Raw genomic sequence first — 17435 nt, 5'->3', positions numbered from 1 at the left:
CTGCGGGCATTCCAGTGGAGGCTATCTTGCATAGACGCGACTTCCTGGCCTTTGGCACCATGGGTGTCGGCGGGCTCGTCCTGCCGTCCTTTTTCGGCAAGGTCATTGCAGCAGAGGATCTCAGCAGCGCGCTCGACGTCGGCTTCAAGAAGGGGCTGGCCGACGCCGCGATGAACGCGGCCAAGAGCGCCGGTGCCAGCTATTGCGACGTGCGCGTTGGCCGCTATCTGCGCCAGTTCGTCATCACCCGCGAAAAGAATGTCGAGAATATCGTCAACACCGAATCCACCGGTGTCGGCATCCGCGTTCTGGCCAATGGCGCCTGGGGCTTTGCCGCCACCAATGAGCTGAGCAAGGAAGCGGTGGCCAAGGCCGCGCAGCAGGCGGTCGCCATCGCCAAGGCCAATGCGCCGCAGCAGAGCGCCCCGGTCCAGCTCGCCCCGGTCAAGGGCGCGGGCGAGGTCAGCTGGAAGACGCCGATCGTCAAGAACAGCATGGCCGTGCCGATCAAGGACAAGGTCGAGCTGCTGATGGGCGTGAACGCTGCCGCGATGGAGGCGGGCGCCGACTTCGTCAATTCGATCCTGTTCCTGGTCAATGAGCAGAAATATTTCGCCAGCACCGATGGCAGCTATATCGACCAGGATGTCCACCGCATCTGGGCGCCGATGACGGTCACCGCGGTCGACAAGACCAGCGGCAAGTTCCGCACGCGCGAGGGGCTATCCTCGCCGATGGGCCTGGGCTTTGAATATCTCGACGGCGCCGCCAGCGGCAAGACCGTGCTGCCCAATGGCGTCACCGTCTATGGCAACAGCTATGACATGAAGGAAGACGCGATCGCCGCCGCCAAGCAGGCGCGTGCGAAGCTCAAGGCGCCGTCGGTCAAGCCGGGCAAATATGACCTGGTGCTCGACCCGTCGCACACCTGGCTGACCATCCACGAGTCCGTCGGCCATCCGCTCGAGCTGGACCGCGTGCTGGGCTATGAAGCCAATTATGCTGGCACCAGCTTCGCCACCATGGACAAGCTGCAGGCCCATTTCCAATATGGCAGCGACAAGGTGAACATCGTCGCCGACAAGGTTCAGCCCGGCAGCCTGGGCGCCGTCGCCTATGATGACGAGGGCGTGAAGACCAAGAAATGGGATCTGATCCGCGACGGCAAGCTGGTCGGTTACCAGGCGATCCGTGACCAGGCCCATATCGAGGGCAAGAAGGAATCGGACGGCTGCGCCTATGCCGACAGCTGGTCCAATGTGCAGTTCCAGCGCATGGCCAATGTCAGCCTGGAACCGGGCAAGACCAAGCAGAGTGTCGCGGACATGATTTCCGGTGTCGAGGACGGCATCTACATCATTGGCGACGGCAGCTTCTCGATCGACCAGCAGCGCTACAACGCCCAGTTTGGCGGCCAGCTCTTCTACGAGATCAAGAACGGCAAGATCGGTCAGCAGATCGAGGATGTCGCTTACCAGATTCGCACCCCGGAATTCTGGAATGCCTGCGTCGGCGTCTGCGACCAGAGCGACTATCGCCTGGGTGGCTCCTTCTTCGACGGCAAGGGCCAGCCGGCCCAGGTCTCCGCCGTGTCGCACGGGTCTTCGACCGCGCGCTTCAACGGTATCAACGTCATCAACACCGCGCGTTCGCTCGGCTGATCGCTTAGGGAGACAAGAAAATGAGCATCCTTACCGAAGCGCAGGCCAAGGCCATCCTGACCAAGGTCGTCGCCCTGTCGAAGGCCGACGAGTGCACCGCGCAATTGACCGGCAAGATCCAGGGCAATATCCGTTTCGCCCGCAACGACGTGTCGACCGCGGGCCTCACCGACGATATCGAACTGGCGGTCCAGGTCGCCTATGGCAAGAAGGTCGGCACCGCCACCATCAACCAGTTCGACGACGCCTCGCTGGAACGCGTGGTGCGCCGGGCGGAAACGCTGGCCAATCTGGCCCCGGACAATCCGGAGTTCATGCCGGCGGTGGACAGCCAGGCCTATAAGGCCAGCCCGACCTTCGCCCAGTCGACCGCCGACATCACGCCCGAATATCGCGCCCAGGTGGCGTCGACCTCGATCACCGCCTGCAAGTCGCAGAAGCTGATCGCGGCCGGCTATCTGGAGGATAATCAGAGCTTCGTCGCAATCGCCAACAGCAAAGGCAATTTCGGCTATCAGCGCTCGACCATGCTGGATTATACCTGCACCGTCCGTACCGAGGATGGCCGGGGTTCCGGCTGGGTCGGCACCGACACGCAGGACGCCACCCGTTTCAAGGCGGACAGCGATATCCAGATCGCGATGCGCAAGGCATCGGCCTCCTCCGAGGCCAAGGCGCTGGAGCCGGGCAAATATACCGTGATCCTGGAACCGATGGCGGCCGCGGGCCTGATCGGCTTCATGTTCTACTTCTTCGGCGCGCGCGAGGCGGACGAGGGCCGCAGCTTCCTGTCGAAGAAGGGCGGCGGCAACAAGCTGGGCGAACAGGTGTTCGGGCCGCAGGTCAATTTCTACACCGACCCGTGGGATCCGGTCGCGCCCTGTCTGCCCTGGGACGATGATGGCCTCGCCCGCCAGCGCGTCGACATGGTCAAGGACGGTAAGGTCACGAACCTCAATTACAGCCGTTACTGGGCGAGCAAGCAGGGCAAGCCTGCGATCGGCCAGATGGGCAATATCCTGATGACCGGTGGCACCAAGACTACCGCCGATCTGGTCCGTTCGACCGAGCGCGGCGTGCTCGTCACCCGCACCTGGTATATCCGCATGGTCGATCCGCAGACCGTGCTGCTGACCGGCCTGACCCGCGACGGCACCTTCTATGTCGAAAACGGCCAGATCAAATATCCGATCAAGAATTTCCGGTTCAACGAGAGCCCGGTGATCATGCTCAACAATGTCGAAGAGCTGGGTCGCCCGGTCCGCGTGCCGCCGGACGAAGTGTCGATGAACATCGTCGTGCCGCCGATGAAGCTGCGCGACTTCACCTTCACCTCGCTCTCGGACGCGGTGTAAGATAGGAAGCAACCCATAATCCTCCCCTGTGAAGGGGAGGTGGCTGGCCGTAGGCCAGACGGAGGGGTGTCACCCCATCGATGGCGGGACACCCCTCCACCATTTGCTGCGCAAATGGTCCCCCTCCCCCAATGGGGGAGGATTATGCAGATTGGGCGTTCGATTAGCTTTGATGACACGCGGCGAGTTTCTTCGGTTGATGGCGGGCGGTCTGGCTGGCGCAATGCTGGCCCGTCCCCTTGCCGCCGCGGGAGGCTATGATTTCTGGTTCACGCGGCTGCGCTATGACTCGGGCGACTGGGATGTCGACCAGCGCATGCCGTCCAACCTCATCACCTCGCTGATCGATTATACGACGCTGCGGGTCGACCCGAAGGAGCATGTCATCGCCCTTTCGGACCCGAAGATGCTGACCGCGCCCTTCTGCTACATGGCGGGGCACAAGCTGGTCGAATTTTCGGAGGCCGAGCGGCGCAATTTCGAGCGCTATGTCCGCAATGGCGGCTTCGTCCTGGTGGATGATTGCAACCATGACATAGACGGGCTGTTCGCCCGCTCGTTCGAGGCGCAGATGGCCAAGATTTTTGGCCCCAAGGGCTTGAAGACGCTGCCCAAGACCCATCCGGTCTATCGCAGCTTCTTCAAGTTCGACGGGCCGCCCAATACCGCGCTGGAGCTGAACGGCTGGGGCGACGATCTGGTCCATGATTATCTCAAGGGCATAGAGGTCAATGGCCGCCTGGGCGTTCTCTACAGCAACAAGGATTATGGCTGCGAGTGGGACTATGACTGGCGCAACAAGCGCTTCCTGGCCGAGGATAATACCAAGTTCGCGGTCAATATCGTGATGTATGCGCTGTCATCTTGACGGCGGCGTCATCATTCCTCCCCTGTGAAGGGGAGGGGGACCGGCGAAGCCGGTGGAGGGGTGTGAAGCTATCGTGAGGGGGACACCCCTCCGTCAGGCCTGCGGCCTGCCACCTCCCCTTGCAGGGGAGGAATTTGGTGGCCGAAAGCCGACAATAAGGAAACAGGAATGACCGATATCAGCGAAGCGGAAATCCAGCAGAAACTGGCGCGCCTGGGCGAATTGCGCGCGGCGATCGGCCAGGCGATCGTGGGGCAGGGGGCAGTGGTCGAACAGTTGCTGATCGGCCTGCTCGCTGGCGGCCATTGCCTGCTCGAAGGGGTGCCGGGCCTCGGCAAGACGTTGCTGGTCCGCTCGCTCGGCGAAGCGCTCAAGCTCGACTTCCGCCGGGTACAGTTCACGCCTGATCTGATGCCCAGCGACATTCTCGGCACCGAATTGCTGGAGGAGGATCATGGCACCGGCCATCGCAGCTTCCGCTTCCAGAAGGGGCCGGTCTTCACCAACCTGCTGCTGGCCGACGAACTCAACCGCACCCCGCCCAAGACGCAGGCGGCGCTGCTGGAGGCGATGCAGGAGCGGACCGTCAGCTATGGCGGCACCACCTATCAGCTGCCATCGCCCTTCTTCGTGCTGGCGACGCAAAATCCGCTGGAACAGGCCGGCACCTATCCGTTGCCTGAGGCGCAGCTCGATCGTTTCCTCCTCCATATCCGGGTCGATTATCCGACCGAGCAGGAAGAGCATGACATTCTCGCCCAGACCACCGGGGCCAAGCCGGGCGCGGTGCCGGCGGTGATGCAGGGCGAGGAGGTTCTGGCGCTGCAGAAACTGGTGCGCGACGTGCATTTTGGCGAGGATCTGCTGCGCTGGGTGACGCGGATCGTGCGGGCGAGCCGTCCGGGCGAGGGTGCGCCGGAGGAAATCCGCAAATATGTGAAATGGGGCGCCGGCCCGCGCGCCGGCCAGTCGCTGATCCTGGCGGCCAAGGCGCGGGCGCTGCTGCAGGGCCGTCTGGCGGCGACGCGCGAGGATATCGTTGCGCTGGCCGGGCCAGTGATGCGCCACCGCCTGCTGCTGTCCTTCGCCGCCGAGGCGGAGGGGAAGAGTGCCGACGATGTCGTCGCCGCGCTCGTCCGCGCCGTGCCGCTCGGCTGATCCGGACACGACGCCATGGCCGATTTCATCCCCCCAGATGTGCGCAGCCGGCTGAAAAGCCTGCGCCTGCTCACGCGCCGGGCGGTGGGATCGCATGGCCTCGGCCTCCATCACAGCCACAGCCGGGGGGCGGGCCTCGAATTTGCGCAATATCGCGCCTATGAGCCGGGCGACGAACTGCGCCAGATCGACTGGAAGCTCTATGCCCGGTCGGACAAATTCTTCGTCCGCGAGGCGGAACGGGAAAGCCCGGTCGCGGTCTGGATCGTGATGGATGCCAGCGCGTCGATGGCGCAGACCGATGCGATCCGGCCCGATTATAGCCGGCTCGACGCGGCCAAGGGGATCGCCGCCAGTATCGCCGAATTGGCGATGCAGCAGGGCGATCGCTTCGGCTGGATGGCGCTGTCCGACACCGGGCTGCGGCTGTTGCCGCCCGCGACCGGCCTGCGCCAGCGCGACCGGCTGCTGCTCGACATGCTGCCGCTGCAGGCGGAAGGAGGCTTTGCCGCCGAAGCGCAATTGGGACCGCTCTGGGAGCGGATCGGCGCGCATGATCTGGTGATTTTGCTCAGCGATTGTTTTGAGCCGGGCGCGATCGATCTGGTCGAGAAGCTGTCAGCCGCCGGGCGCGAGGTTCTGGTGATCGAGATGCTGACCGTGGGTGAACGGGATTTCCCGTTCGACGGCGGCTATCGCTTCCGCGACCCGGAAACCGGCGAGGAACTGCTGGGCGACGGCGCCGCGCTGCGCGCCGAATTTCTGCGCCGTTTCGGCGAGGCGCGCGCGGAGTTGCATGCCCGGCTGGATGCGGTCGGCATCCGCCGCGCGACCCATGTGCTGGACGAGCCGATCGACCTGCCGCTGCGCCGCCTGTTCGGCGCCCATGACGCGGCCGAATATTCATGACGCCCGCCTTGCTGCTCCCCGCCGCGCTGGCCGGCCTGCTGGCGCTGCTGATCCCGCTCGCGATCCATATCGCGCGGCGCAGCGAGCAGTTGCCGACTGATTTCGCCGCGCTGCGCTGGCTGCGGCAGAAGCCCAAGCCCCGGTCCCGCCTGCGTTTCGACGAATGGCTGTTGCTCGCCCTGCGCCTCGCTTTGCTGGCGCTGGTCGTGCTGTGGCTCGCCCATCCGGTGCTGTTCGGCGCGGCGAGCAAGCTGCCCTATGTCGCGCTGACGCCCGGCGTCGATCCGGCGGCGGTGGATGACAAGGCGCTGGCCGAGGGCAGGGCACATTGGCTGGCGCCCCGCTATCCCCGTGTCGAACCGGGCAAGCCGCTTGCTACCGACGCCATCCCGCTCGCCAGTCTGGTGCGCCAGCTGGACGCGGAACTGCCATCGGGTGCGCCGCTCACCATCATCGTGCCGCAGACCATCCAGGGCGCCGATGCGGAGCGGCCCCGCCTGTCGCGCAAGGTCGACTGGCGCATCGTCCCCGGCGCGATGCCGGCGGGCAAGCCGGTGCCAGTGAAGCTGCCGTCGATCGCCATCCGCGCCGACGCGGGCCATGCTGCCGGGCTGCGGTACCTCAATGCTGCTGCACTTGCCTGGCAACCCGCAGGCAAGTCGGCCGATGTCGACAGCGGCGCGCTCAACGCCCCACTGCCGCCGTCGGACAAGATCTTGTTCTGGATGAGCGCGGGCAGTCTGCCCGAAGCGCTGCAACGCTGGATCACGCAGGGCGGGCAGGCGATCGTCGCGTCGGACGCCTTGTTGCCACAGGGCGCGGCTCCCGCGCCCCTATGGCAGGATGATCTTGCCCGGCCGCTGGTGGAGGTCATGCCGATCGGCAAGGGCCGGTTGCTCCATTTCACCCGCCCGTTGCAGCCCGCGCAGATGCCACAATTGCTGGAGGCGGATTTCCCCGCCCACCTGCGCGCGCTGATCCAGCCGCCGAGCGTTGCACCACAGCGTGCCGAGGCCGCCGCCTATGCGCCGCTCACCGGTGGACGTGCCTACCCGCAGCCGCCAGCCGAGCTGCGCCCCTGGCTGGCTCTGCTGATCGCGGCGCTGCTGCTGGTTGAACGCTGGTTCGCCACCCGCCGCAAGCGGGCGATCGCGCCATGAGTGCCGACGCCTTGCTCTCCACCTGGCTGACGCCCAGTCGCCGGCGCGCGCGGTTCGACACGCTGCTGCTCGGTCTGCCGGTTCTGCTGCTGGCGAGCGCGCTGGTCTGGCGCTTCGCCGGACTGGTGCCGGCCGCAATCCTGTTGCTGCTCGGCGCTGGCCTGCTTGGCGCCCTCATCGTCCGTCGCGCCCAGCGCTTCGATCAGCGCTGGCTGGTCTGCCGCCTCGACGCCAGCCGCGCCGATCTGGAGGATAGCAGCGGGCTGCTCTTCGCCGATCCGCAGGGCTTGGGGCCGCTGCAACGGCTGCAGCGCAGCCGGCTCGATCAGCGGTTGGGGCAGGGCATGCCGGACGAACTAGCGCCGGACTGGTCGCGCCGCATGATTATCGCACTCTGGGCCGTGGCTTTGCTCGGCATCGCCGCTCTCCTGCTCTGGCCCCGTGGCAGCGACAAACCCGTCGTGCTGGCGCCCGCCGCCGAGGGCATAGCCGCAAGGCCCGGCATTCCGCGCCTTGTCGCCCAGAATCTGCGCATCATCCCGCCCGCCTACACCGGCCTGCCGCTGCGCGACGAGGCGAAGCTCGATGCGCGCGCGCCGCTCGGGTCACGGCTCGAATGGACCTTCCGCTTCGATCCGCAGGCAAGCGCGCCGGCGCTGCTGCCGCTGGGCGGGGCGGGCATTGCGCTGCGCCGCGATGGCGATCACTGGATTGCCAGCCGCACGCTCGATGCCTCCTTCCTCTACCGCGTCGATCCGGCATCCGGGCGCGGGCCGCTGCCGCCGCTGCACCGGATCGACGGCGTGGCCGATGCGCCGCCGCAGGTGAAGCTGATCGCGCCGGTCGCCAGCCTCAATATGGTGGCGCCGGGCCAGCGTAGCTGGACGCCCGTCTTCGCCGCGACCGACGATTATGGCGTCGCCGCCACCGCCCGGCTGCGCATCACCCTGGCGATCGGCGAGGGCGAGAATATCCGCTTCACCGAGCGCGAGATCGCCGTGTCCGGCACCGGCCCGGCGCGCGACCGGCGCTTCGCCCCGCGCCTCGATTTCGGTGCGCTCGGCTTTTCGGCTGGTGGCGACATGGTGGTGCAGATCATCGTGCGCGACAATCGCGCACCGTCGCCGCAGGAGGTGCGCGGCCCCAGCGTCATCCTGCGCTGGCCCGCAGCCAAGGCACCCGAAAGCGGCGGCCTGCAGGGCATGGTCAACACCACCTTGCCGGCCTATTTCCGCAGCCAGCGCCAGATCATCATCGATGCCGAGGCGCTGCTGAAGCGCAAGCGCAGCCTGCCGGCCGACAAATATCTCTCGCAATCCAACGGTATCGGCAACGACCAGAAAATCCTGCGCGGCCGCTACAGCCAGTTTCTGGGTGGCGAGAGCGAAGGCGAGCCCAAATTGCCGACGGCCGATGCGGATGGCCATAGCGAGGGTGACGGCCATGATCATGGTCCGCCGGTCGCGACCCCCAATGTCTTTGGCGAGAAGGAGGATGTGCTCGCCGAGTTCGGTCATCCGCACGATGAATCGCCCGCCTCCAGCCTGGATCCGGAAACCCGCGCGATCCTGAAACAGGCGGTCGATGAAATGTGGCAGTCGGAAATGCAGTTGAAGCAGGGGCGACCCGACCTGGCCTTGCCCTTCGCCTACAAGGCGCTGCGCTTCATCAAGGAAGTGCAGCAGGCGACCCGCATCTTCCTGTCGCGCGTCGGCCCGGAATTGCCGCCGATCGATCCTGCCCGCCGCATGACCGGCAAGCGCGAGGGGATTGCCGGTCATTTCGAGCCGCTGGTTGCGGTCGAGGGTGATGATGGCCCGGCCGCCGCCGCCTGGCGCGGGTTGGCCCAGGGACTGGTGTCGCTCGGCGCGCTGGAGGGCTGGGCGCGGGCCAATGCCACGCGCCTGCCCGATCCGCTGGCATTGAGCGGCGCGATCGACGCCGTGCGGCGCGATCCGGGCTGCGCTTCCTGTCGCGACAAGCTGCGCGCGCAATTGTGGATGGCGATGGAGCGGCCGCAGGGCGGCGTGGCGCGGTGGCGCCCGGCCGACGCTGCCGGCGCCCGCTATCTTGGCGCGATCGGGGGACGGCCATGAGCGCGCAGATCATCACCGCGCTGCTCCTCGGCGTCGCCGTGCTGGTCGGCTGGGCAAGGCTCCTGCTGTGGCAGCGTTCAGCCGGCGATCTGGGCGCACGGCCCTTGCGCCTCGCGGCCCTGCTGTTGCTCCAGCCGCTTGTCGCGCTACTCCTCTATTTCGGCCTGTTCCCGCCCGCGTTGCCGGTTGCGGGCGGCACGTTGACCGTCGCGACCCAGGGCAGTGCGCGCTTCGCCTCCGCCGGCAAGGGCGCGCATCTGGTCGCGCTGCCCGAAGCGCCGGACATGGCGGGCGCGCAGGCAGTGCCGGATCTGGCGACCGCGCTGCGCCGCTATCCCGACACGCGCCGCCTCGTCATCCTGGGGCAGGGCCTCGTCGCCCGCGACCGCGATGCGGCTAAGGGGCTCGCGATCGATTATACGCCGCCGGCCGCCGCCGCAGGACTGATCGCGCTAGCCCGGCCTGACCGGATCGCGCCGGGCGCAACCTTCGCCGTCGGCGGACAGGTGGCCGGCCTGCCCAAGGCGCAGGTCGAACTGCTCGATCCCGCCGGGCGGGTCACCGATGCCGCTCCGGTGGATGCCGATGGCCGCTTCAACCTGACCGGCACCGCGCGCGCCGCCGGCACCGCCGAATTCACCCTGCGCCTGCGCCACGCCGATGGCGGGCTGGTCGAACAGGCCGTGGTGCCATTGCTGGTCGAGGGCGATGCCGCGCCGCGCCTTCTGATCCTCGCCGGGGCGCCGGGGCCGGAGGTCAAATATCTGCGCCGTTGGGCGACCGATGCCGGCTATGCCGTCACCGTCAACATGAGCGCGGGCGGCGGCATTGCGCTGGGCGACGCACCGGTGACGATCAACGCCGCCAGCCTGCGCCGCTATGACCTGCTGGTCGCCGACGATCGCGCCTGGTCCGGCCTGGGTGGCGGACGCGGCGCGGTGCTGGAAGCGGTGCGCGGCGGCATGGGCCTGCTGCTACGCGGCAGCGGCCCGGCCGACGGCGCGCTGCGCGGCCAGTGGCGCGCGCTGGGTTTCGATCTGTCTGGTGGCAATGGCGTCGCGCCGATCGCCCTGCCTGCGCCGCTGGCCGCCGATCGCGCCCGCACCCGTGCCGGCATTGGCAGCGCCGACCTCCCCGCCGACCTCAATATCGGCGACGATATTTTGCCCGAAGCGACCCGCATGGATGGCGTCCCGGCCGGCGGCGACGCGGTTCCGCTGGTGCAGGACGCTGCCGGCACGTCGCTGGCCGCCTGGCGCGCGCTGGGCGCGGGCCGGGTCGCGGTCTGGACCGGGCTCGACAGTTTCGGCCTGGTGCTGAGCGGCCGGGGCGATCTTTATGGCGACTGGTGGGGGCGGATGATGGCCGCCATCGTGCGCCCGACACCGGGGGCTGGTCCCGCCTTCACCGGCCTGGCCTGGGTGGGCGAACGGATCAGCCTGTGCGGCCTGAAGCCCGGTGCGCGTGTCGATGGCGCGCCCTTGGCGATCGATCCCTCGACCGGCGATTGCGCCGCCTGGTGGCCTGATCGCGCAGGTTGGCACCAATTGCGCTGGACGGATGGCGCATCCGCAGCCTTCTACATCTATCCCGCCAATGCCCTGCCAGCCCTGCGCATCGCGCAGATGCATCAGGCCATGACACTGCTACAGGGCGCCGATCAGAAGAGCGATTTTGCCACTGCCGGGCGCGCCGTTCCCGGCCCGTCCTGGCCCTGGTTCATCGGCTGGCTGATCGCCAGCGCCCTGCTCTGGTGGTTCGAGCGGTCCCGGATCGGCCGCACGGCGATCCCGCAGTCCTAACCCACGCCCAGCATCACCGGTCGCAGGCGCTCGCTGGTCGCCACCAGCCAGCCGACAAACTGATCGATCCGGGCAATGCCGCGCAGGTCGCGGGGCACCACCAGCCAGAAGCTGCGCTGGATATCGACCGCCTCGGGCAGCACGCGGACCAGCCCCGGCATGGCGTCGCCAATGAAGCAGGGCAATATGCCGCAGCCCGCGCCGCTGGCGATGATCTCCGCCTGGGCATTGATGCTGCTCGACCGGATCGCCGGTTCCAGCCGGGCATCGACCTCCGCCAGATAGCGCAGTTCGGGCGCGTAGATCTGGTCGGGGACATAGCCGACCAGCACATGGCGCAGCAGGTCGCCTTTGGCCTTCAACGGCGGTGCACCCTCCAGATAAGCGGGTGTGGCATAGAGGCCGAGATGATAGTCGGTCAGCTTGCGGGTGATCAGCGGGCCGGTCTTGGGCCGGGCCAGCATCACCGCAATATCCGCCTCGCGCCGCGAGGGGTTGAGGAAGCCGCTCGACGCCACCAGGTCGATCTCGATCCGGGGATGATCTGCGGTGAAGCTGCGCAGATGCGGCGCGATCACCCGGCTGCCAAAGCCCTCCGATGCGCTCAGGCGGATCGTCCCGGCCATCTGCGTGCCCGCCGCGCTGCCGCTCCGCTGCACGCCGAGCGCCGCCGCCTCCATCCGCTCGGCCTGTTCCAGCAGGCGGGTGCCATGGTCGGTCAGCACATGGCCGGCCGGCGTATGCTCGAACAGGCGTTGCTCCAGCGCCTGCTCCAGCCGCTTGATCCGCCGCGATATGGTGGTGGCGTCCATCCTGGTCATCGCCGCCGCCGCGCTCAGCCGCTCGGTGCGCGCCACCGCCAGGAACAGGCGCAGATCGTCCCAGTTCATCGGTGCGGCATTTTTGCAGGGGTGATATGCATATCCGTCAGCTTGCCTGCATTTCTGATATCCTGCAAGGCGGGGTGAAACTATATTGGAGAGGATGGGCCATGCGTATCATCGATCATGTCATCAGCGGTCATTCGGCAGGTGGCGGCGGCCGCACCAGCGACGTCTTCGACCCCAATAACGGCGGCGTGCAGGCGCAGCTGCGCCTCGGCACCCAGGCCGACCTGGACGCCGCCATGGCTGCCGCGCTTGCCGCCCAGCCGGCCTGGGCCGCGACCAACCCGCAACGCCGCGCCCGTGTCATGTTCGCGTTCAAGACGCTGGTCGAACAGAATATGGACGAACTCGCCCATCTGCTCAGTTCCGAACATGGCAAGGTGATTGCCGACTCAAAGGGGGACATCCAGCGCGGGCTGGAGGTGATCGAGTTCGCCTGCGGCATTCCCCATCTGCTCAAGGGCGAATATACCCAGGGCGCCGGTCCCGGCATCGACGTATACTCGATGCGCCAACCGCTCGGCGTGGTCGCCGGCATCACCCCGTTCAATTTCCCGGCGATGATCCCGATGTGGATGTTCGGCGTCGCCATCGCCTGCGGCAATGCCTTCATCCTCAAGCCCAGCGAGCGCGACCCCAGCGTGCCTGTGCGCCTGGCCGAACTGATGCGTGAGGCGGGCTTGCCCGACGGCGTGCTGCAGGTCGTCCATGGCGACAAGGAAATGGTCGATGCGATCCTCGACCATCCCGAGATCAGGGCGGTCAGCTTCGTCGGCTCGTCCGACATTGCCCATTATGTCTATCGCCGCGGCGTCGAGGCGGGCAAGCGCGTCCAGGCGATGGGCGGCGCCAAGAATCATGGCATCGTCATGCCCGACGCCGATCTCGACCAGGTGGTGAATGACCTGGCCGGCGCGGCCTTCGGCTCGGCCGGCGAGCGCTGCATGGCGCTGCCGGTGGTGGTGCCGGTGGGCGAGGCGACGGCGATCGCGTTGCGCGAGAAGCTGATCCCGGCGATCGACGCGCTGCGGGTCGGCGTCTCGACCGATGCCGCCGCCCATTATGGCCCGGTCGTCACCGCCGCGCACAAGGCGAAGATCGAGAGCTATATCCAGATGGGCGTCGATGAAGGCGCCGAACTGGTCGTCGACGGCCGCGGCTTCGCGCTGCAGGGCCATGAACAGGGCTTCTTCGTCGGCCCGACCCTGTTCGACCGGGTGACGCCGCAGATGCGTAGCTATCAGGAGGAGATTTTTGGCCCTGTGCTCCAGATGGTGCGCGCCGACAGCTTCGAGGACGCGCTGCGCCTGCCGAGCGACCACCAATATGGCAATGGCGTCGCCATCTTCACCCGCAACGGCCATGCCGCGCGCGAATTTGCCGCGCGGGTCAATGTCGGCATGGTCGGCATCAACGTGCCGATCCCGGTGCCGGTCGCCTATCACACGTTCGGCGGCTGGAAGCGCAGCGCCTTTGGCGACACCAACCAGCATGGCATGGAAGGCGTGAAATTCTTCACCAAGGTCAAGACCGTCACCCAGCGCTGGCCCGATGGCGGCGCGACCGGCGACAGCGCCTTCGTCATCCCGACCATGGGGTGAGGGGAAGCGGGGAGGCGATGATGCCTCCCCGGACAGGACGCGGCAGGTTGACGCTGCATATCCCCGTCGCGCTAATGGGTGTCGGATCAAGTCCGGCATGACAAGTTGAAAGAATGAGACAAGCCCCATGACCCAGTTTGACCTCACCGACGAGCAGCGCGCCGTGCAGGAACTGGCGCAGCGCTTCACCGCCGATGCGATCACGCCCCATGCGGCCAAGTGGGACGAGGAGCATCATTTCCCCCGCGACACCATCCGCCAGGCCGCCGAACTGGGCTTTGGCGCCATCTATGTCTCGGAAGAGAGCGGCGGCATCGGTCTTGGCCGGCTTGAATCCGCGCTCATCATGGAAGCGATGGCCTATGGCTGCCCCTCCACCTCGGCCTTCATCTCGATCCACAATATGGCCGCCTGGATGATCGACCGCTTCGGCGACGATGCGGTGAAGCAGCGCTATCTCCCGTCGCTCGTCAGCTGCGAGACGATCGCTTCCTATTGCCTCACCGAACCGTCCGCCGGCTCCGATGCGGCGTCACTGCGCACCCGCGCGGTGCGGGATGGCGACCATTATGTCGTCACCGGTTCCAAGGCGTTCATTTCGGGCGGCGGCGAAAATGACATCTATGTCGTGATGGTCCGCACCGGCGAGGATGGCCCCAAGGGCATCAGCTGCCTGGTGATCGAAAAGGACATGGAAGGCGTCAGCTTCGGCGCGCAGGAACGCAAGCTTGGCTGGCATTCGCAGCCCACCGCTCAGGTCAATTTCGACGGCGTCCGCGTGCCGGTCGCCAACCGGGTCGGTGCGGAAGGTCAGGGCTTCGCCATCGCCATGGCCGGGCTTGACGGCGGCCGGCTCAATATCGGCGCCTGCTCGCTCGGTGGCGCCCAGCGCGCGCTGGACGAGGCGGTTGGTTATACCCGCGAGCGGCGCCAGTTCGATCGCGCGATCGCCGATTTCCAGAATACCCAATTCACCCTGGCAGACATGGAGACCGAGCTTCAGGCTGCCCGCGCGCTGCTCTATCTCGCCGCCGCCAAGGTAAGCGAGGGCGCACCCGACAAGACCAAATTCGCCGCCATGGCCAAGCGCTTTGCGACCGATACCGGATCGGCCGTGGCCGACCGTGCGCTGCAGCTGCATGGCGGCTATGGCTATTTGATGGATTATCCGGTCGAACGCATCTGGCGCGACCTGCGGGTCCACCGCATCCTGGAGGGCACGAACGAGATCATGCGCATGATCACCGCCCGCGAACTGCTCAAGGCCTGAAGGGGATGACCATGACCGACGATGTGCTGATTGCGGTGGAAGGCGGCGTCGGTCGCCTGCGGCTGAACCGGCCCAAGGCGATCCATGCGCTGACCCGCGCCATGTGCGCAACCATGACCGACGCGCTGCTCGCCTGGCAGGATGATGTGGCGATCCGCGCGGTGATGATCGATCATGCCGAAGGACGCGGCTTCTGCGCCGGCGGCGACATCCGCCTGATCGCGGAGAGCGCTGCGGGTGACAATCTCGCCGCGCGTGATTTCTTCGCGACCGAATATCGCCTGAACCATCTGCTCTTCACCTATGGGAAACCGGTGATCGCCTTCATGGACGGCATCACCATGGGCGGCGGCGTCGGCATCGCCCAGCCGGCGCGCTATCGCGTCGCGACCGAACGCACCGTCTATGCCATGCCGGAAACCGGCATCGGCCTGTTCCCCGATGTCGGCGGCGGCTGGTATCTTTCCCGCCTGCCGGGCCGGTCGGGCCGCTATCTCGCCGTCACCGGCGCGCGCATCGACGGCGCGGACGCGATCGCGCTCGGCCTTGCCACCGACTATCTGCCCAGCGACCGGCTGGAGGAGGCGAAGGCGGCGATCATCGCCGACCCGTCCGATATCGGCGCGGTGCTGGCGCGCTTCGCCGTCACCCCGCCCGACAGCCATTTCGCCGCCCGCCTGCCGGACATCGACCGGCTGTTCGCCAGCGACCGGCTGGAGGATATCTATGCCGCGCTGCGCGCCGACGGATCGGACTGGGCGCAGGCGCAACTTGCCGCGCTCGACACCAAATCGCCCCAGACGATGAAGGTCGCGCTGCGGCAACTGGCGCAGGCCAGCCGCCTGACCCGCTTCGTCGACAATATGGCGATGGAATATGATCTCGCCTGCCGCATCATCGCCCGGCCCGACATTGTCGAAGGCGTGCGCGCGCTGATCGTCGACAAGGACAACCAGCCGCGCTGGAACCCGCCGGCGGTGGAGGCGGTCACCGACCAGCTGGTCGACGCGATCTTCGCGCCCCTGCCCGAAGGCGAGCGCTGGACCCCGCTGCCCCAGGCGGCGGTCGACGCCTGATAGAATAAAAGGAGAGGATGGACATGAGCAGCATCGGCTTCATCGGCCTGGGCAATATGGGCGGCGGCATGGCCGCCAATCTGGTGAAGGCGGGCCACGCTGTCACCGCCTTCGACCTGTCCGAAGCCGCGCTGGCCCGCGCCGAGGCGGCCGGTTGCACCCGCGCGGCGTCTGCCGCGGGAGCGGTGAAAGGTGTCAACATCGTTGTCACCATGCTGCCCGCCGGCAAGCATGTCCGCGCCGTCTATGGCGAGCAATTGCTGGGCGCGGTCGCGCCGGACACGCTGCTGATCGACTGCTCGACCATCGACGTCGCTTCGGCCCGCGCCGTCATCGAACAGGCGGCCGAGCGCGGTCTTGCCATGGTCGATGCGCCGGTGTCGGGCGGCATCGCCGCGGCCAATGGCGGCACGCTCACCTTCATGGTCGGTGGCGAGGGTGCCGCCTTCGCCCGCGCCGAACCGATCTTGCAGGCGATGGGCAAGGCGGTGATCCATGCCGGCGCGGCGGGCGCGGGGCAGGCGGCGAAGATCGTCAACAACATGCTGCTCGGCGCAACCATGGTCGCCACCTGCGAGGCCTTCGCCCTCGCCGAAAAACTGGGTCTCGATCTCCAGACCTTCTTCGACATTTCGTCCAAGGCATCGGGGCAGAGCTGGTCGATGACCAGCTATTGCCCGGTGCCCGGCGTCGGCCCGGAAACGCCGGCCGACCGCGACTATGAGGGCGGCTTTGCCAATGCGCTGATGCTCAAGGATCTGAAGCTCGCGGTGGAGGCCGCCCATGGCGTCGACGCCAGCGTGCCGATGGGCGCGGCGGCGGAATCGCTCTATCAGGCGCTCGTCAACACCGGCGCCGGGGCCAAGGATTTCTCGTCCATGATCCGCTTCCTCAAGGGGGCGGCGGCCTGACCTTGAAGGTCGGGACGGCGCGGGCCATCGGCCCGCGCCATCGCGCTCAATTATTGACGAAGGTCAGCGTGGCGATGTTGTAGAGTGTCGCCACCTTGGCGCCGCGCAGGCTGAGGTCGCCCTTTTCCTCCTGCGTCGCGGTCAGGATATAGCAGCCCTTTTCCTTGATCGGCAGGGTCACGCGGCCCTGGGCGTCGGTGACGAAGCCCTTCGACCATTTGTCGGGCGAGATCGCGGTCACCTTGACCCCGGCGAGCGGCTTGCCGTCGCGGACCAGCGTGAAGCTGTTGGCGCCCGCAGCGGTCGGCACGATTTCCAGCGGCATCCCGGCCTTGGCCTCGCTGCGGCCGGCGCGCGCATAATAGATCACGCCTTCCTTCTTGCCTTCCTCGCCCCAGGGCTCGAACACGCTGTCGTCGATCACGCGCACGTCGCCGGCGGGCACGGCGACTTCGATATAGCCGGCCTTGCGCACCTGCGCGGCGGAGGATGCGGGCACCAGCTTGGGCGCCTTCAGCTTCTCGAACTCGGGATCGCCACCCTCGGGCAGCGGGTCGCCCGGTTCGCCCAGATAGATGCGCGCCGGGCCGGCGCCGTCACGCTCGACCCACACTTCATGCGCCTGCGCCATTGCGGGCAGGCAGGCGATCGCCAGCAGCGCACTAGTCCATTTCAGCATAG

The 17435-nt window shown here is 67.1% G+C and carries 14 protein-coding genes; 12 read left to right on the top strand and 2 right to left on the bottom strand.

Features of this window, described 5'->3' with window-relative positions; all coding sequences use genetic code 11:
* Window positions 1-26: 26 nt before the first annotated feature.
* The 8 genes from HH800_RS17440 to HH800_RS17405 all read left to right on the top strand — a co-directional run bounded on the left by HH800_RS17440 (window position 27) and on the right by HH800_RS17405 (window position 11009).
* On the top strand, window positions 27-1661 hold the full coding sequence (locus HH800_RS17440) for a TldD/PmbA family protein (RefSeq protein ID WP_169861854.1): 1635 nt from the start codon (window positions 27-29) through the stop codon (window positions 1659-1661).
* 20 nt (window positions 1662-1681) lie between these two features.
* Window positions 1682-3016, top strand: coding sequence for a TldD/PmbA family protein (locus tag HH800_RS17435; RefSeq protein WP_169861853.1), 1335 nt, complete (start codon window positions 1682-1684; stop codon window positions 3014-3016).
* Window positions 3017-3188: 172 nt separating this feature from the next.
* Window positions 3189-3884: a DUF4159 domain-containing protein gene (locus HH800_RS17430; RefSeq protein WP_169861852.1), complete on the top strand. Its 696-nt coding sequence runs from the start codon at window positions 3189-3191 to the stop codon at window positions 3882-3884.
* Window positions 3885-4052: 168 nt separating this feature from the next.
* A complete protein-coding gene (locus HH800_RS17425) occupies window positions 4053-5042 on the top strand; it encodes an AAA family ATPase (RefSeq protein WP_169861851.1) in 990 nt (329 codons plus the stop codon).
* A 15-nt stretch (window positions 5043-5057) separates the two neighbouring features.
* On the top strand, window positions 5058-5951 hold the full coding sequence (locus tag HH800_RS17420; protein WP_169861850.1) for a DUF58 domain-containing protein: 894 nt from the start codon (window positions 5058-5060) through the stop codon (window positions 5949-5951).
* Entirely contained in the window at window positions 5948-7111 is a 1164-nt protein-coding gene (locus tag HH800_RS17415; protein WP_169861849.1) for a BatA domain-containing protein, read from the top strand. Before HH800_RS17420 ends, HH800_RS17415 begins: the two co-directional genes overlap by 4 nt.
* On the top strand, window positions 7108-9207 hold the full coding sequence (locus HH800_RS17410) for a DUF4175 family protein (RefSeq protein WP_169861848.1): 2100 nt from the start codon (window positions 7108-7110) through the stop codon (window positions 9205-9207). Before HH800_RS17415 ends, HH800_RS17410 begins: the two co-directional genes overlap by 4 nt.
* Window positions 9204-11009 carry a carboxypeptidase regulatory-like domain-containing protein gene (locus tag HH800_RS17405; RefSeq protein ID WP_169861847.1) on the top strand — a complete coding sequence of 602 codons (1806 nt, stop codon included), beginning with the start codon at window positions 9204-9206 and terminating at the stop codon, window positions 11007-11009. The genes HH800_RS17410 and HH800_RS17405 overlap by 4 nt, the downstream gene beginning before the upstream one ends.
* Here HH800_RS17405 and HH800_RS17400 read toward each other — a convergent pair.
* Entirely contained in the window at window positions 11006-11899 is an 894-nt protein-coding gene (locus HH800_RS17400; RefSeq protein ID WP_169861846.1) for a LysR family transcriptional regulator, read from the bottom strand. The genes HH800_RS17405 and HH800_RS17400 overlap by 4 nt on opposite strands.
* Window positions 11900-12000: 101 nt before the next feature.
* Between HH800_RS17400 and HH800_RS17395 the strand changes: the two genes are divergently transcribed.
* From HH800_RS17395 to mmsB, 4 genes are all read left to right on the top strand, one after another.
* Complete coding sequence (locus tag HH800_RS17395) at window positions 12001-13497, top strand: CoA-acylating methylmalonate-semialdehyde dehydrogenase (RefSeq protein WP_169861845.1); 1497 nt, start codon at window positions 12001-12003, stop codon at window positions 13495-13497.
* A gap of 127 nt (window positions 13498-13624) precedes the next feature.
* Window positions 13625-14767 (top strand): acyl-CoA dehydrogenase family protein, encoded by a 1143-nt coding sequence (locus tag HH800_RS17390; RefSeq protein ID WP_169861844.1) that lies wholly within the window; start codon window positions 13625-13627, stop codon window positions 14765-14767.
* An 11-nt stretch (window positions 14768-14778) separates the two neighbouring features.
* Window positions 14779-15843 (top strand): enoyl-CoA hydratase/isomerase family protein, encoded by a 1065-nt coding sequence (locus HH800_RS17385; protein WP_169861843.1) that lies wholly within the window; start codon window positions 14779-14781, stop codon window positions 15841-15843.
* A gap of 23 nt (window positions 15844-15866) precedes the next feature.
* Window positions 15867-16754: a 3-hydroxyisobutyrate dehydrogenase gene (gene mmsB / locus HH800_RS17380; protein ID WP_169861842.1), complete on the top strand. Its 888-nt coding sequence runs from the start codon at window positions 15867-15869 to the stop codon at window positions 16752-16754.
* A 46-nt stretch (window positions 16755-16800) separates the two neighbouring features.
* Here the strand turns inward: mmsB and HH800_RS17375 are convergent, their stop codons facing one another.
* Entirely contained in the window at window positions 16801-17433 is a 633-nt protein-coding gene (locus HH800_RS17375) for a DUF4198 domain-containing protein (RefSeq protein ID WP_169861841.1), read from the bottom strand.
* Between the last annotated feature and the right edge of the window lie 2 nt (window positions 17434-17435).

The organism is Sphingobium yanoikuyae, assembly GCF_013001025.1.
Taxonomy (GTDB): domain Bacteria; phylum Pseudomonadota; class Alphaproteobacteria; order Sphingomonadales; family Sphingomonadaceae; genus Sphingobium; species Sphingobium yanoikuyae_A.
The sequence above is the reverse complement of the archived record's forward strand: the minus strand, read 5'-3'. Positions and strand labels throughout refer to the sequence as shown.

Excerpts from the sequence above, each read along its gene's own strand:
- HH800_RS17435 (WP_169861853.1), top strand. The coding sequence starts at position 1,682 with ATGAGCATCCTTACCGAAGCGCAGGCCAAGGCCATCCTGACCAAGGTC.
- HH800_RS17430 (WP_169861852.1), top strand. The coding sequence starts at position 3,189 with ATGACACGCGGCGAGTTTCTTCGGTTGATGGCGGGCGGTCTGGCTGGC.
- HH800_RS17425 (WP_169861851.1), top strand. The coding sequence starts at position 4,053 with ATGACCGATATCAGCGAAGCGGAAATCCAGCAGAAACTGGCGCGCCTG.
- HH800_RS17420 (WP_169861850.1), top strand. The coding sequence starts at position 5,058 with ATGGCCGATTTCATCCCCCCAGATGTGCGCAGCCGGCTGAAAAGCCTG.
- HH800_RS17415 (WP_169861849.1), top strand. The coding sequence starts at position 5,948 with ATGACGCCCGCCTTGCTGCTCCCCGCCGCGCTGGCCGGCCTGCTGGCG.
- HH800_RS17410 (WP_169861848.1), top strand. The coding sequence starts at position 7,108 with ATGAGTGCCGACGCCTTGCTCTCCACCTGGCTGACGCCCAGTCGCCGG.
- HH800_RS17405 (WP_169861847.1), top strand. The coding sequence starts at position 9,204 with ATGAGCGCGCAGATCATCACCGCGCTGCTCCTCGGCGTCGCCGTGCTG.
- HH800_RS17400 (WP_169861846.1), bottom strand. The coding sequence starts at position 11,899 with ATGAACTGGGACGATCTGCGCCTGTTCCTGGCGGTGGCGCGCACCGAG.
- HH800_RS17395 (WP_169861845.1), top strand. The coding sequence starts at position 12,001 with ATGCGTATCATCGATCATGTCATCAGCGGTCATTCGGCAGGTGGCGGC.
- HH800_RS17390 (WP_169861844.1), top strand. The coding sequence starts at position 13,625 with ATGACCCAGTTTGACCTCACCGACGAGCAGCGCGCCGTGCAGGAACTG.
- HH800_RS17385 (WP_169861843.1), top strand. The coding sequence starts at position 14,779 with ATGACCGACGATGTGCTGATTGCGGTGGAAGGCGGCGTCGGTCGCCTG.
- mmsB (WP_169861842.1), top strand. The coding sequence starts at position 15,867 with ATGAGCAGCATCGGCTTCATCGGCCTGGGCAATATGGGCGGCGGCATG.
- HH800_RS17375 (WP_169861841.1), bottom strand. The coding sequence starts at position 17,433 with ATGCTGAAATGGACTAGTGCGCTGCTGGCGATCGCCTGCCTGCCCGCA.